Origin of the sequence: Mycobacterium sp. RTGN5, assembly GCF_033804465.1 — a bacterium.
Taxonomy (GTDB): Bacteria; Actinomycetota; Actinomycetes; order Mycobacteriales; family Mycobacteriaceae; genus Mycobacterium.
The window spans coordinates 1,691,444-1,705,757 of the sequence record NZ_JAPZLA010000001.1; the positions used below are offsets into that span (position 1 = coordinate 1,691,444).

13 protein-coding genes are annotated in these 14,314 nt (G+C 64.9%); 10 read left to right on the forward strand and 3 right to left on the reverse strand.

From position 1 onward, the window contains the following. Positions 1 to 120 precede the first annotated feature (120 nt). From SLQ31_RS08275 to SLQ31_RS08300, 6 genes are all read left to right on the forward strand, one after another. The gene (locus tag SLQ31_RS08275) at positions 121 to 1,242 is read left to right on the forward strand and encodes an ATP-binding protein (RefSeq protein ID WP_319431351.1); all 1,122 of its coding nucleotides are present in this window, start codon (positions 121 to 123) and stop codon (positions 1,240 to 1,242) included. Continuing rightward, positions 1,235 to 1,663 (forward strand): response regulator, encoded by a 429-nt coding sequence (locus tag SLQ31_RS08280; RefSeq protein ID WP_319431353.1) that lies wholly within the window; start codon positions 1,235 to 1,237, stop codon positions 1,661 to 1,663. The genes SLQ31_RS08275 and SLQ31_RS08280 overlap by 8 nt, the downstream gene beginning before the upstream one ends. Beyond that, positions 1,660 to 3,756, forward strand: coding sequence for a putative bifunctional diguanylate cyclase/phosphodiesterase (locus SLQ31_RS08285; protein WP_319431355.1), 2,097 nt, complete (start codon positions 1,660 to 1,662; stop codon positions 3,754 to 3,756). Before SLQ31_RS08280 ends, SLQ31_RS08285 begins: the two co-directional genes overlap by 4 nt. A 127-nt stretch (positions 3,757 to 3,883) precedes the next feature. Next, positions 3,884 to 4,177 carry a putative quinol monooxygenase gene (locus SLQ31_RS08290; RefSeq protein WP_319431357.1) on the forward strand — a complete coding sequence of 98 codons (294 nt, stop codon included), beginning with the start codon at positions 3,884 to 3,886 and terminating at the stop codon, positions 4,175 to 4,177. 65 nt (positions 4,178 to 4,242) lie between these two features. Next, the gene (locus SLQ31_RS08295; RefSeq protein WP_319431359.1) at positions 4,243 to 5,829 is read left to right on the forward strand and encodes a gamma-glutamyltransferase family protein; all 1,587 of its coding nucleotides are present in this window, start codon (positions 4,243 to 4,245) and stop codon (positions 5,827 to 5,829) included. Positions 5,830 to 5,925: 96 nt separating this feature from the next. Next, complete coding sequence (locus SLQ31_RS08300; RefSeq protein ID WP_319431361.1) at positions 5,926 to 6,636, forward strand: spermidine synthase; 711 nt, start codon at positions 5,926 to 5,928, stop codon at positions 6,634 to 6,636. A gap of 52 nt (positions 6,637 to 6,688) precedes the next feature. Here SLQ31_RS08300 and SLQ31_RS08305 read toward each other — a convergent pair whose 3' ends face one another. Beyond that, a complete protein-coding gene (locus SLQ31_RS08305; RefSeq protein WP_319431363.1) occupies positions 6,689 to 7,324 on the reverse strand; it encodes a TIGR03085 family metal-binding protein in 636 nt (211 codons plus the stop codon). A gap of 286 nt (positions 7,325 to 7,610) precedes the next feature. Between SLQ31_RS08305 and SLQ31_RS08310 the strand changes: the two genes are divergently transcribed. The 3 genes from SLQ31_RS08310 (at position 7,611) to SLQ31_RS08320 (ending at position 12,811) form a co-directional block, all read left to right on the forward strand. Beyond that, positions 7,611 to 11,369, forward strand: a complete 3,759-nt coding sequence (locus SLQ31_RS08310; RefSeq protein WP_319431365.1) for an Ig-like domain-containing protein — start codon at positions 7,611 to 7,613, stop codon at positions 11,367 to 11,369. Positions 11,370 to 11,419: 50 nt separating this feature from the next. Then, positions 11,420 to 12,088, forward strand: a complete 669-nt coding sequence (locus tag SLQ31_RS08315; protein WP_319431367.1) for a thioredoxin domain-containing protein — start codon at positions 11,420 to 11,422, stop codon at positions 12,086 to 12,088. A gap of 219 nt (positions 12,089 to 12,307) precedes the next feature. Further along, on the forward strand, positions 12,308 to 12,811 hold the full coding sequence (locus tag SLQ31_RS08320) for a nuclear transport factor 2 family protein (RefSeq protein WP_319431369.1): 504 nt from the start codon (positions 12,308 to 12,310) through the stop codon (positions 12,809 to 12,811). A 79-nt stretch (positions 12,812 to 12,890) separates the two neighbouring features. Here SLQ31_RS08320 and SLQ31_RS08325 read toward each other — a convergent pair whose 3' ends face one another. Both SLQ31_RS08325 and SLQ31_RS08330 read right to left on the reverse strand, forming a co-directional pair. After that, on the reverse strand, positions 12,891 to 13,388 hold the full coding sequence (locus SLQ31_RS08325; RefSeq protein WP_319431371.1) for an emopamil-binding family protein: 498 nt from the start codon (positions 13,386 to 13,388) through the stop codon (positions 12,891 to 12,893). Continuing rightward, positions 13,385 to 14,056 (reverse strand): TetR/AcrR family transcriptional regulator, encoded by a 672-nt coding sequence (locus SLQ31_RS08330; protein ID WP_319431373.1) that lies wholly within the window; start codon positions 14,054 to 14,056, stop codon positions 13,385 to 13,387. The genes SLQ31_RS08325 and SLQ31_RS08330 overlap by 4 nt, the downstream gene beginning before the upstream one ends. Positions 14,057 to 14,103: 47 nt before the next feature. Here SLQ31_RS08330 and SLQ31_RS08335 point away from each other — a divergent pair, with 47 nt between their 5' ends. Further along, positions 14,104 to 14,253, forward strand: coding sequence for a hypothetical protein (locus SLQ31_RS08335; protein ID WP_319431375.1), 150 nt, complete (start codon positions 14,104 to 14,106; stop codon positions 14,251 to 14,253). Positions 14,254 to 14,314: the final 61 nt, after the last annotated feature.

Sequence of the window (14,314 nt, forward strand, 5' to 3'; positions counted from 1 at the left end):
CTACGCGTATTGATATTTGCTGACGACTAATGTTATTCGCCCCAAACTGGAGTGTCACTGCTGATACGGTTCGCCAGAGAGGTCGCCCAAGTTGCTTGGATCGACCGAGGGGGCCGCAGCATGACAATTCCGCAGGCGCTTGACGCTCAACCCGACGAGGGCGAGGGCAACCTCTTCGAGCGGTTTGCCGCAATGCTGTGCACCGCCACGTTCGACGGTCGGTTCCTCGAGGTGAATGCGGCGCTTGAGCTCGCGCTGGGTTACGAACCGGGCGAGCTGACGAACTACTCATTCGCCGAACTCGCCCATCCCGGGGGCCGACGGGACACGGAAGCGTTGACATCGGAGTTCCCGTACGCGTCGGCAGGGCTGTCCTTCGACCTCCGGTGTCTCCGCAAGGACGGCTCGTCCTGCTGGATGGCGTGGAACGTCCGGGCCGACATGGCCCGAGAGATCTTGTACTGCTCGGCGCGCGACCTGACGGACTCGCGCGAGCACGCCACCGTCGTCACCAAGTTGCTGGCAGAACTCGAACGCTCCAACAGTGATCTCGCGCAATTCGCGTACGTCGCCTCACACGACCTGTCCGAGCCGCTGCGAATGGTTTCCAGCTACGTGCAGCTCCTGGCCGACCGCTATCAGGGCCAACTCGACTCCGACGCCGACGAATTCATCGCGTTCGCCGTCGACGGTGCCGCCCGGATGAAGGTGCTCATCGACGACCTGCTCGCCTACTCGCGGGCCGGCACCGGCATGCTGGTCCGGCGCCGGGTCGACTGCAACGCACTCGTGCGTTCCGCGCTGGCCGACCTCGACCGGGTCATCGTCGAGTCGGGTGCCATCGTGGTCGTAGACGAGCTGCCGGTGATCGAAGGCGACTCAGGCCAACTCGCCCTCCTTCTTCAAAACCTTCTCTCCAATGCTCTGAAGTTCGTCGCCACCGACGTCCGGCCGGAGATCCGCGTCTCTGCCGTACGAGACGTCGACGCGTGGTGCTTCACGGTTGAGGACAACGGCATCGGCATTGCCGAGGTCCATCGCGACCGGATCTTTCTCATGTTCAAGCGGCTCCACGGTCGCAGCGAATATCCGGGGACAGGGATCGGTCTGGCCTTGTGTCACAAGATCATCACCCGCCTCGGCGGCCGGATCTGGCTCGACGGGGATGCGAAGCGCGGCAGTGCCTTCCACTTCACCCTGCCCGACGTCGAGTTGGCGAAAGAGGTGATCCCCGGTGGGTGACGGGATCCACATCCTCCTCGTCGAGGACAACCCGGGCGATGTCCGCCTCACCCAGGAGGCGCTGCGCGGCGCCAGGGTCGCCAACGACCTCCATGTCGTCGGCGACGGCGAAGAGGCCATCGAGTACCTCCGCCGCCGGGGCCGCTACGTCGATGCCCCACGGCCCGACATCATCCTTCTCGACCTGAACCTGCCCCGACTCGACGGGCGGGAGGTCCTGATCGACATCAAGAGCGACCCAGACCTCGCCAAGATCCCGATCATCGTCCTGACATCGTCGTCGGCCGAGCGGGACATCCAATCCGCCTACGAACTGCACGCGAACTGCTACATCTCCAAGCCCGTCGACTTCACCGAATTCATCGAGGCAGTGCGCTCGCTCGAAGGCTTCTGGCTGCGGATAGTGCGACTGCCCAAATGAAGGGCATCACGACGGCAACCCACGACACCGAGCTGGTGCGGGTCCTGCTCGTCGAGGACAACGACGGCGACGCCCGGCTTGTGCAACTCATGCTCGAAGGCACCTTCGGGTCGGGCATGGAACTCGCCCGGGCCCGCAGCCTCCGGGAGGCCATGGCCGAACTCGACGTCGAAATGCGTGACTGCGTCGTCCTCGACCTCGGTCTGCCCGACGCTTCGGGCCTCGAGGGAGTGCGGGCAATCAAGCACCGGAGCCCGATGATGCCCGTCGTGGTGCTCACCGGCCACGCCGACAGCGAGTTGGGGATGCAAGCCGTCGCCGCAGGCGCGCAGGACTACCTGGTCAAAGGCAATGCCGTTGACGAGACACTGACGCGGGCCATCCGCTACGCCGTGCTCCGCAAGCACGCCGAGGACGCGCTGGTACGTAGCCAGGCGACGCTTGCCGAGGCGCAGCGCATCGCCCACCTCGGCAGCTGGGAGCTCAACCTCGTCACCGACGAGATGGTGTGGTCCGAAGAGCTCCGCCGTCTCTATGGCTACGCCCCCGATACGCCGCGGGACATGGACGACCTCCTCGGCCAGCTCCACCCCGAGGACGCCGAGTCGGTCCGCGGCTTGCTGCACGCCGCGCTCGACGCCCGCAGCGCGTTCGACGTCGATTACCGCATCGTTCTGCCCGACGGCGTGACGCGATGGCTGCGATCACAGGGCCGCGTCGAGCTCGACGGGGCGAGCGTCGCCTTCCACATGCGGGGCACAGTGCAAGACATCACCGAGCAGCGGTCGGCCGAGGACGCTCTCGCCCACCAGGCGTTGCACGACCCCTTGACCGGCCTCCCGAACCGGACGCTCCTCCTCGATCGACTCACCCACATGCTCGGGCGGCTCGATCGCTCCGACGGTTCGGTCGGGGTTCTGTTCATTGACATCGATCGGTTCAAGGTCATCAACGACAGCCTCGGCCACCCCGCCGGCGACCACATGCTGCTGGCCATGGCGAGCCGGCTCCGAACGACGTTGCGGACGAGCGACACTCTCGCCCGCTTCGGTGGCGACGAGTTCGTCGTTCTCTGCGAAGGCCTCACTGGCGAGGAAGAGGCCATCGGGATCGCGGCAAGCATCAGGGACGCCATGCAGCAGCCTCTCGGCTGGGGCAAGGGCGAGCTCGTGGTGACGCTCAGCATCGGCATCGCGATGGCAAGCTCACCCCTCGTCTCGGCGGAATCGCTCCTTCGCGACGCCGACGCCGCGATGTATCGCGCCAAGCAGGATGGTCGGGCCCGTAGCGCCGTCTTTGCGCATTCGATGCGAGCCAAAGCTGTCGAGCGCCTCGACACCGAGGTCGCTCTCCGGCGAAGCATCGCGGCGGGCGAATTCGAAATCCAGTACCAGCCCATCGTCGAGCTCCGGACCCGCCGCATCGTCGGCTCCGAGGCGCTCGTGCGGTGGCGCCACCCCTCTCGGGGCCTGGTCCCTCCTGGCCAGTTCATTCCCATCGCCGAGGAGACTGGTCTCATCGTGCCGCTCGGCGCATGGGTGCTCCGCGAAGCAGCAACCCAGGCCGCCGCCTGGCGGGCTCGCTCCGGCTTGGAGTCGTTCAAGATGGCCGTCAACCTCTCCCCGCTCCAGGTTGCCGACGCTGGTCTGGTCCGCCTGGTCGCCGAGGTGATCGCCGGGTCGGGTCTGCCGCCGGAATGCCTCGAGCTGGAGATCACCGAGACCGCGCTGATGGAGGATGCTGCCGCCGCAGTGCAGATCCTCGGGTCGTTGAAGGGTCTTGGCGTCAGCCTCAGCATCGACGATTTCGGGACCGGCTACTCGTCGCTCAGCTACCTGAAGCGATTTCCGGTCGACACGTTGAAGATCGACCAGTCCTTCGTGGCCGATCTCAGCGACTCCAACGATGACGCCATCATCAAGGCCGTCATCAGCCTCGCCTCAGCCCTCAACCTCGAAACGATTGCTGAAGGCGTCGAAACCGCGGGCTCGGCAAGCCGTCTTCTCGAGCTCGGCTGCGGCTTTGCGCAGGGTTTCTACTTCGCGCGACCCGCTGCTGCCGGGACGATCGACGATCTCCTCGACATTGCGTAGGCAGCGCAGGTGCCGGCAGCAGGCGGCAGGCGTGGATGACCGAAATTGGGTTACCTTGGCGGTGATCTGCGGCGGGCGGCTCAACACCTCCCCGAGCCGCACCCTGACCCACTGCTAGGAGGCGACAATGCCGATCGTGGTGATACTCGAAATGAGGATCAAGCCAGATGGGGTGCCTGCAGCGCGCGACCTCATGAGTCGAGCACTTCAAGACACCCGGGCGTTCCAGGGCAACCTCGGCACAGATGTATTTGTCGATGCCGACGACGAAGCCCACTGGGTCATCTACGAACTGTGGGACACGGTGGAGGACGACGAGGCTTACCGCGCCTTTCGCGCGGGCGAAGGTCGGCTGACCGACCTGCCTCCATTGCTGGCTGCGCCTTCTGTGAAGACGAGGTATAACACCTCCGACATCTGAGCCACACTGCGGCGCAGCGGAGTTGGTGTGTCGCGGCACCGAGCGGCCCTTTTAGGATTGAGTCTATGACCGTCCCCTTCTCGTGGGATCTGCCCTACGCCTGGCCGCGCAAACCCGTGCTGGCTCGGAACGTGGTCTGCACGTCCCAGCCGCTGGCCGCCCAGGCAGGCCTGGCGATGCTTGCCGACGGCGGGAGTGCGGTCGACGCGGCGCTGGCCGCCGCGATCACGCTGACCTTGGTCGAGCCGGTGTCCAACGGCATCGGTTCGGACGCCTTCGCCATCGTGTGGGACGGCACGAGATTGCATGGGTTGAATGCTTCGGGTCGTTCGCCGGCCGCTTGGACGCCCGAGTATTTCCGTGGCGGCCCGGTTCCGCTGCGGGGCTGGAATGCGGTCACCGTGCCCGGCGCAGTGTCCGCCTGGACCGAGTTGCACGCCCGGTTCGGCCGGTTGCCGTTCGAGCGGGTCTTCCAGCCGGCGATCGGTTACGGCCGTGAGGGTTTCCTGGTCTCGCCGACGGTGGCCGCTCAGTGGGCCGCGCAGGTTCCGGAACTGCGGTCGCAGCCAGGATTCGCGGCTGCGTTTCTTCCGGGTGGACGAGCGCCCGCGCCAGGGGAGCGGTTCCGGCTCCCCGAGCACGCGTCGACATTGGAGGCGATTGCGGCGACAGGCGGCGAGGCATTTTATCGGGGCGAGCTTGCGGTGACGATGGAAGCGCATTCGACGTCGAACGGTGGCGCGATGCTGGCCTCCGACTTCGCGGAGCACCGCGCGGACTGGGTCGATCCGATCAAGGTCGACTACCGCGGCTACACGTTGCACGAGATCCCACCTAACGGCCAGGGGATTATTGCGTTGACCGCACTTGGCATGCTGCAGCACTTCGACATGTCATCGCTCCCAGTGGATTCGGCAGACAGCGTGCACCTGCAGATCGAGGCGATCAAACTCGCTTTCGCCGACGCGCGGGCCTACGTCGCCGATGTGGACCACATGCCGGTGCGGCCACATCAGCTGTTGGACGAGGACTACCTCCGGCAGCGATCGACGCTGATCGACCCGGCGCGGGCCAGACCGGTGGTGGCAGGAAAGCCTCCGAAGGGCGGCACCGTGTACCTGACCGCGGCCGACTCCGCCGGAATGATGGTGTCGATGATCCAATCCAACTACGACGGCTTCGGGTCCGGCGTCGTGGTGCCGGGTACCGGAATCTCATTGCAGAACCGCGGCACCGACTTCAGTGTGACGCCGGCGCACCCGAACCTGGTCGGGCCGCGAAAACGGCCTTACCACACGATCATTCCCGGCTTCCTCACGCGGGACGGCGCACCTGTGATGAGTTTCGGCGTGATGGGCGGCACCATGCAGCCGCAGGGCCACCTGCAAGTGGTAGTGCGCATCGCCGACTACGGTCAGAATCCGCAGACGGCGTGTGATGGACCTCGGTTCCGCTGGATACAGGGCATGCAGGTAAGCCTCGAAGACGGCTTCCCGCAGGCAACGGTCGACGAGCTTCGCCGGCGCGGCCACGATGTCGTTGCGGTCGATGACTACAACCAGTTCGGCTGCTGTCAAGCGATCTGGCGCTTACCGGACGGATATCTCGGGGCAAGCGACCCGCGTCGCGACGGTCAGGCCGTCGGTTTCTAGTGTCAGAGCAGCGGTGCCGATGCGCTGACTGTCTGTAGGCTTCGTTCGCCGAGACGCGCTCGGCGAACGACGTTGCGGGCGGGCCGGTGGTGCATCGTGAGTGCACGTTTCGAGGAACTCGACTGGTCCGAGACCCCCATGGGAGTCATCAGCCTGCGCAGGCGGGTCGAGCCCTCCCTGAACGTCGACGTATACGAGGTCAAGCTCGGCGACGAGTTCCTGATGTCGAGCCTGTTCACCGTGGCCGAGGTAGCGCTCGCGCGCCTCGGCCTGGCCCAGGCGGTAGATGGCGACCTCGATGTCGTCGTCGGGGGATTGGGGCTCGGCTACACCGCGAAGACGGCGATCGAGGATCCCCGCGTGCGTTCACTGGTCGTGGTGGAAGCACTCGGAGAGGTCATCGGCTGGCATCAGCGTCGGTTGCTTCCGGACACTGCCGAATTGGCGTCGGATCCCCGGGTTCGCCTGCAGCGGGGCGACTTCTTCGCCATGGCCGACAGCGAGGCGGGTTTCGATCCGGAGACACCGGGCCGGCGCTTTCACGCCGTGCTCCTCGATATCGACCACACACCGCGACACGTCCTGCACCCCAGCCACTCCGCGTTCTACACGCCAGAAGGGTTGCGAAAGCTGATCGGGCACCTGCATCCCGGCGGGGTCTTCGCGCTGTGGTCCGATGATCCGCCCGACTCTGACTTCGAGGCCGTCCTCGCCGAGGTCTTTCGCCAGTCCGAGGCATCCGTCATCCGGTTCGCCAATCCGCTGACCGGCGGGTACTCAACCAACACGGTTTACGTCGCGAGCTAGCGGCCGTCATGATCGTCGGGGCTCGGCGCGCAGAGTAAACGCGAACGGTCTCTCAAAATCCGCGCTCGGCGGCCTGCACGGCGCGGACCACGTCGTCGTCTCCGTCGAAGTCGACGCGGACGGCGTTGCGCCCGAACGTAAACAGCAGTAGCTCCAGCGGCTCGCCCGTCACCGTGACGGGCGAACCGTGCCCAACCGCCGCCACGTTCTGACCGTCGGTGGTGCGCAACGTCAAGCGAGCGGGTATCGCTGCAATCGCTTTCGACATCCCCGCCCGGCTGACCACCGAGATGCGCCGCTTTACCGCACCGGTCGTCTTGGAATCGAGTTCCCTTGGCTTCCAGCCGATCTGCGCACGGCGGACGTCCTCATGATGGACGAACATCTCATGAATGCTCGCCACCGGGTCGAGAATCTTGAACGCGGAAAACAATGGCGGCCCTGCGGCGAACAGTGCGATGAGGTCGTCCCACTTCGTCGAGGTGGTCAGCTTGTCCTGGACGCGCGCGGTGTAAGGCGCCAGCGGGCCGAACAAGATGCCGGGCAACGCATCTGGTCGGCGTTCGCGCACCAACAGGTGCGCGGTCAGATCGCGCGTCGTCCAGTCGCCACACAGGGTCGGGGCATCCGGCCCCACCGTACGGAAGGTCGCGACCATCGCGTCGCGTTCGCGTTGCACAATCGACATTCGCCCACGATATGCCGCCGCGGGGATGTGTGATCGGCATGGGCCGGTATCGACGTCTTCGCTACCCGGTCAGGATGACGGGAGAAACCGCAGCTAAGAGTGGTTCGGACCGTTAGTGCTACTTTTCGCTACAGCCAAGTGTTTGCGTTTGAAAGCAGCTCAGGAAACGCGGCCAGTGCTTCGTTGCTCCGGTAGCTGCCCTCTGCCTATGATGCGCTGACTGGCAAACAGCTGAGCACCTCGTGTGGGGTGCCTGTGCGCTCGGCGGGGATATCGGGGGATAACCATGGGGCAGCATCGCGCGCTTGAACAGGCATCCGGGGGAGGCGCGGCCAAGTACGTCGGCCGCGTTGGCGCATTGGCGGTGGCCTTGGGCATCGGGGCGTGGGTCGGCGGGGGCGCCGGTATTGCCTACGCCGACGACGGCACGGGCAGCTCGGACAGCGGCACCCATACGGCCAGCGGTGCGAGACCCTCAGGCTCAAACAGTGCAGGCACGGCCAACGCCAACGGGCCCGGTAAACCGGGAACCTCGCGAATCCCGCGCGCGGTCGTGAAGAGCAATGGCGGCGCGCAAACCGGTGCCGTACAGGGTGCACTCGATCCCGCCGCGGCACGGGTGACTGCAGCACCGAGCCAAGCCCGGCTCCATGTACCTCAACAGCGGGCCCGCGCAACCTCCGTCGGGCTTGCCGACGATCCCACGCCGGATCGCGTCAGTACCCAAACCGCCGACCTCACGCCTGCAGTCGCGTCGCCCGTGGCGGCTGCACTGCCGGCGAGGCAGATCGCCGCACCAGTCTCACGCCTGCAGGCCGCGGTCGGCATCGCCAAGCCCACCGGACTGACCTCGAATAGCACGCCGTCGTCGCCGTTGTCGGGGTTGTTCAACGCACTGCAGCTCATCCGTCGCGAAATCGAACACAGCCTCGCCAACCGGGCCCCACGATTCCCTGGCAACACGACCTCGGTGAGTACCTATGACGAAACCCCAGTCGTGGTACCGAATCTGGCCGCCACTGACGCCGACGGCGACACCATCACCTACAGCGCGCCCGGTGGGCCCAGCCACGGGACAGTAACCATCATCGGCAACACCGTCACTTACACCCCCGATGAGGGCTTTGTGGGTGAGGACAGCTTCACCCTCAAAGCCAGTGACGGCGCGAGCGTCAACGGCTTTCACTTCCACGGTTTGGCCAGCTTGTTGAATCCAGCCACCGCGCACGCTGACACTGAGGTCGTCAACGTCCACGTGGCGGCCGTGGATCCGCCGGCACCGCCTGATCCGCAAAACCCCTACACTCCCGACGTTCTGCACGAGGGCGATCCCGCCGGGACGGTGCGCGGTCACGTCAATGCCACTGACCCGCAGGGCCTTCCGATCACGTACAGCTACACCGGAGGGGCACCGGCCGACGGGAGCGCGCTGACTGTCGGCTCCGATGGGTCGTTCGTCTACACCCCCAGTGCAGCTGCCCGCCACGACGCGGCGAGCACCGACGCCGCCACAACGGGTGCCGACACTTTCGCGTTCACCGTCACCGCTACCAACAGCCACGGCGTCGCAGCCGACATCGCCATCAGCGTGCCGATAGATCCGGCGAATGAGGTTCCGGTGGCGCCGGTTTCGCCACCGGCTCCCACGGTCAGCGATCATGGCAGCGGGATCGCCACTGGCAGCGTGGGCTATGTGGATCCCGATGGTGATGCGTTGACCTACACCGGCCCGGTTGGTGGGCATACCAGCGGTGGGGGCGCCGTGACGGTCCATCCCGACGGCACCTATACCTACACTCCGGAGCCGGCTGATCGGCATGCCGCTGCGGCTGATGGTGCGTCGTTGTCGGATTCGTTTGATGTGACGATCACCGATGGGCATGGTTTCACTCAGACGGTGACGGTGCATGTGCCGATCGATCCGACGAATAAGGTTCCGGTGGCGCCGGTTTTGCCGCCGGCTCCCACGGTCAGTGACCATGGCAGTGGGATCGCCACTGGCAGTGTGGGTTACGTGGATCCCGATGGTGATGTGTTGACCTATGCCGGTCCGGTTGGTGGGCATACCAGCGGTGGGGGCACCGTGACGGTCAATCCCAACGGCACCTATACCTACACTCCCGATCCGGCTGATCGGCATGCCGCTGCGGCTGGAGGCGCGGCGGCGACGGATTCGTTTGATGTGACCATCGCGGACGGGCATGGTTTCACTCAGACGGTGACGGTGCACGTGCCGATCGATCCGACGAATAAGGTTCCGGTGGGGCCGATTTCGCCGCCGGTTGCGACTGTCGACCATGGTGGCGGATCCGTCACGGGAACCCTGGGTTATACCGATCCCGACAACGATGCGCTGCACTACGCCAATCCGGCAGGCGGCACCTCGACGAGTTGGACCACCGCGAGCGGTGGCAGCGTCACGATCGACCCGACCACCGGCGCGTACACCTATACTCCCGATCAACAACGACGCCTCGACGACTACGCAAGCGGGAACACCACTGACACTGACAGTTTCGATGTCGTCGTCACCGACGGACACGGTTTCACCAAGACGGTGACGGTGTCGGTACCCGTGGATCCCACCGCCGCCGCCGCCACGTCAGTGACTCGACTCGACACTCCGGACCAGGGTGGTGCCCTGGTGATCGCGAGTGACGGCACGATATACCGCGTGACCTTCCGCGGAGGGTTGGACGACTATACCGTGGTCTCCAAAGTCAATCCCACCACCGGCGCTCTCACGCCAATCGGCCAGCCGCTCAACGGTTACCCCAATGGCGACCCTGTTCTGGGCGCCGATGGAACCATCTATCAGGTCACTGGCGTGTTCGGCAACGATCCAGGAACGTCGACCACAACGGTGTGGGCGATCGATCCCGATACCGGAGTGACGACCGATCTTGCCGTCATCAACGACCGCGTCAATGGGCCGTTGACGGTTGGGTCCAACGGCACGCTCTACCAGAGCACGTACGACGTCGACGTCGACGGCAATGCCCATCTCCAACTGACGGTCATCGATCCGGCGCACTCCACCTCGGTCACGATTCCCATCGAGGGACAGGGCGGAAACAGCTTCACCGGATTGTTCACCAACGCCAATGGCAACGCCTACTTCGTGACCGTCAACGACACGAGTAGTTCCGATGACGACTCCAAGATCACCGTTGTCGTGATCGATGCGGATAACCCCACCGATGCCCATCCTGCGACGGTCGTCATCGACGGCTATCCGCGAGGCGTCACCGTCGCACCCGACGGCACGGCGTACGTGACCACCGACGACGAGACGTGGATGGTCGATCCCGATACCGCGGCCGCGACGCAAATCGCGATGGGAAGTTCGGCCATCAGGCCGTGGGGGGCGGTGGCAATCGGATCGGACGGCAAGGCGTATCAAGCTGTGTCCATCTACGACAACACCGACTCGCGACCGGCCGTCGTTCGCATCGACCCCGGCACCGCCACCGCGACCGTCGTCGCCACGACCACCGACACCGGTTATCCCATCGTCGGGCTGCAAATCGCGCCCGACGGCACCTACGTCGTTAGGGGGTACTACCCCGATGGCGTCAGTGCCAACTGGAAGCTGGTCGCCTTCCATCCGGACGGGACGTCGGCGAGTATCCCACTCGAGTTTCAGCCGTCGGATGCGATTGTGTTCCAGGGGGATAGGGCCTACTGGTCCACCTACGACTACACCCCGGACTGGGTGGCCCATTTCACCACCGTGGACCTGGCCGCCGGTACATCCACAACGACCAGCGTGCCTGGCCTACCGGGACCGGCGGTCGTTGGACCAGATGGGACGGGATACCTCACCGTCTCGTCGGCGTTCTCGGATAATGGCGTAGGCAGCACCCCAGTGGTACTAGTCAGCAATCCGGCGAACGGAACGACCACGGCAGTGCCCCTGCCGGATTGGCCCTTGGGACCGGTCACGTTCGGGGCGGACGGCACGGCCTACCAGCTCGTCAGCGACGGCACCGCGACCTACCTCCTCGTGATATCTGTCGCAGGTCCGACCACTGTGTCGGTCTGACCTGACCTGACGTTCCGGGGCGCCATCGGGCCGGACGGCATGATGGGCGTATGAATGCACGATCAACGAACCGGCCGCTTCGGGCCGTCGGGGCGGTCCTCGGCCTACTGGTGGCGCTACTCATGTGCGGACCGACCGGCGGAGTCGCGCACGCGGCCGTAGCGGCACCGGCAGGCGATGCGCTGTCGATAGGCGATCCCGACGCGCTGGCACAGATCGATCTGTACGTGGATCCGCTGTGCCCGTACAGCGGCAAGTTGGTGCGGGCTCAGGGCGACAAGATCGGTAGCCGCATCGAGGCCGGCACGCTGCGGGTCAATCTGCGATTCGTGGATTTCCTCGACAAGTACTCCGCCAGTGGCACATACGACAGCCGAGCGATCTACGCGGCGTACGTGGTGGCCGACCAATCGCGATCGAGTGACGTCACGTGGCGCTTCATCGAGTCGATCTATTCCTCAGATCATCAGCCCAAAGAGGGCGGCCCCACAGACCTGAGCAACGACCAACTGGCCGACATGGCCAATCAGGTCGGCGCGCCGCAACTGGCCCAAGACCTCATCCGGATCGGCCTGCCGATCGGCTTCGACCCGCATGTCATCGCGGCCAACAATCTTGTTGTGCTGCACCAATTTCCCGAGCCGGGAGTGCCGCTCATCGTGATCAACGACCAGCCGGTCGACGAAGATTCGGACTGGCTGTCTCAGCTCCCCGGCTGAGGAGAAAGGCCGTCCACGATCAGCGCGATCACACCGTCGCCAACTCCTATGTGAGTGGACTCTCCCTCGCCGACTGCATCGTCGCGGGCCGCCGTGCGGCACCAAGTGCGGTCCCAGGCGGCCAGGTCGAATGCTCTCATTGAGAGATACTTCGATTAGTGACGCAAACTCCTATCTTGATAGCTACTGTCAAACGGGAACTCACACATAGGGGCAACGGTGGCGAAATATACCGAACGCGAGTTGGAAGCACTCGAGTCCTATCGGCGCTATGTAGCGCAGCGCGAACGCTGCGTCGCGGGGGAAGCCGCTTGGTCGACCATCGGCGAATGGTTCACCGACGACGCAGTTTTCATCGACCCAGCCTGGGGCAGGGTGCAAGGCCGCGATGCGATTACAGCCTTCCTCGACCACTCGATGGCGGGATTCGAGGGCTGGAGCTTCCCGGAAGAATGGACCATGGTCGACGGCGACCGCCTGGTCACCTACTGGTGGAATCGCTTGCCCGGGAGTCGCGCAGACGGCACCCCGTATCAAGCACCAGCGTTCTCGCTGCTGCACTACGCGGGTGACGGCCTGTTCGATTATGAGCTGGACGTGCTGAATATCGCCGAGGTAGGCGATCTCGTGGTCGAATCCGCCTGGATCCCCGGTCCCGGCATATCCATGCCGGGGCCAGGCGCCGACCGAAATATCACCCCGCCACGCCTAACGGCACCCTGACCAAGGCGCCCGCAACCGCGCTGATGGATTGTTGGCCAACAATATTCGCGCGTACCTGGCCGGGCGTGCAAGATTGCATCTATCGCGGTGTGCGGCGATCCTGAATGGGCCAGAATCGGTAGGCCACCAGCAACGGCACGATTGCCCACGGCAGGTTCATGGGCAGGTAGGTCAGCAGGTGTGGGGGACTGTCGGGTCCAAGGAACGTCTGCATGAAATAGAAGTACATGTTCATCACCGCGCTGACGGCGTAGGCCAAGGCGAGGCCGCGGAGCCACGGCCACGGTTTGAGCTTCCAGACTCCGATGGTGAGTATTACGAGTAGCGGTAGTTGCACGAACGCGTCGTAGAGGAGCGAGGCCTGCAGGGCTGGCGGCATGACGAGGTGCTGCGGCTCCTGCTCGACGGCCCAGGTGTGGAGGGCACGTAACACCGGCCACGGGCTGTCAGGGGCGACAGGCAATCTGAGTGCTTCCGGGAGGCTCAGTAGGAGGGCGTTGACGATGCCGAGCACGAATGCCGGAATCAGGACGTAGTCGAGCCGATGACGGACGAGGGTGCCGGAGTTCACGATCATGCCCGTCGCCTGCGGGCTCGACTCGCCGGGATCGGCCCGGCAAGTCCCCGGGCCACCTGCTGGAGCGCCTGCTCGGTGAGGGCGTGCAGGGATTCGCTCTGGCCGTAGGTGAGCCACCATTCGTAGGCGTATTCGACCGCGGCGACTGCCGCGCGGACCAGCACTCCCGCGCGCATGTCGGCCGCAGGGTCGGTGGCGTCCAAGCGGGACGCCACTGCGCCGATGAGTTCGTCGCAGTCCTCACGATTGAGGATGGAGGCTCTTCGCAGCTCTGCCGGCGCCGAGGCCATCGCTCGCCGCCACAGTTCGAGCGTCTCGTCGTCGTCCACGAATTGCGAGGTGCGTGCGAGGATGGCCGCCGCGAGTGAGTCGACGATGTCCTCGTCCTGTGGGCGGCCGTGGAAGTTGGCTACTACCTTGGCTCGTCCCCGCTGGGTGGCCCCGAGCAACAGGTATTCCTTGCTCGGCACGTGGCGGAAGAACGTGCTCGGCGAGATGCCGACCGCCTCGGCGATCGCCTCCGTGGTGATGTTGTCGAAGCCCTGTTCGGCGAACATGCGCAACGCCGCTTGCTGGATGTCGGCACGAAGCGCGATGCGCTGCCGTTCACGCAACGAAACCAAGGCATTGCCCTCGGAAGGGCCGGGGCCGCTTTTGGTCGTCGTCATTCTCACGTCGTCCTTCTCGTCTCTCGCCAGGGCTTCATCTCTAGAACATGACGGTAGCTGTCATTTTCGATGTCACTGTTGTTTTGAACGTTATTGTCAGAGACCTGCGCCGGCAGGTTCCAGACCTCGCGGTGAACGCCACGCTGGTGCAGTCCGACCCGCATCGCGCAGCCGCGAAAAATGTTGCAAATCAATGACTCACGAGGCTTCCGCAATTTCGGTGATTTCGCGTCGGCTGGTTGCGCTCCCGGGATCCGG

Bases quoted from the DNA above. Each gene is read 5' to 3' on its own strand.
- SLQ31_RS08275 (WP_319431351.1), top strand. From the start codon at position 121: ATGACAATTCCGCAGGCGCTTGACGCTCAACCCGACGAGGGCGAGGGC.
- SLQ31_RS08330 (WP_319431373.1), bottom strand. From the start codon at position 14,056: ATGACGACGACCAAAAGCGGCCCCGGCCCTTCCGAGGGCAATGCCTTG.
- SLQ31_RS08290 (WP_319431357.1), top strand. From the start codon at position 3,884: ATGCCGATCGTGGTGATACTCGAAATGAGGATCAAGCCAGATGGGGTG.
- SLQ31_RS08310 (WP_319431365.1), top strand. From the start codon at position 7,611: ATGGGGCAGCATCGCGCGCTTGAACAGGCATCCGGGGGAGGCGCGGCC.
- SLQ31_RS08315 (WP_319431367.1), top strand. From the start codon at position 11,420: ATGAATGCACGATCAACGAACCGGCCGCTTCGGGCCGTCGGGGCGGTC.
- SLQ31_RS08305 (WP_319431363.1), bottom strand. From the start codon at position 7,324: ATGTCGATTGTGCAACGCGAACGCGACGCGATGGTCGCGACCTTCCGT.
- SLQ31_RS08295 (WP_319431359.1), top strand. From the start codon at position 4,243: ATGACCGTCCCCTTCTCGTGGGATCTGCCCTACGCCTGGCCGCGCAAA.
- SLQ31_RS08285 (WP_319431355.1), top strand. From the start codon at position 1,660: ATGAAGGGCATCACGACGGCAACCCACGACACCGAGCTGGTGCGGGTC.
- SLQ31_RS08335 (WP_319431375.1), top strand. From the start codon at position 14,104: ATGACGGTAGCTGTCATTTTCGATGTCACTGTTGTTTTGAACGTTATT.
- SLQ31_RS08325 (WP_319431371.1), bottom strand. From the start codon at position 13,388: ATGATCGTGAACTCCGGCACCCTCGTCCGTCATCGGCTCGACTACGTC.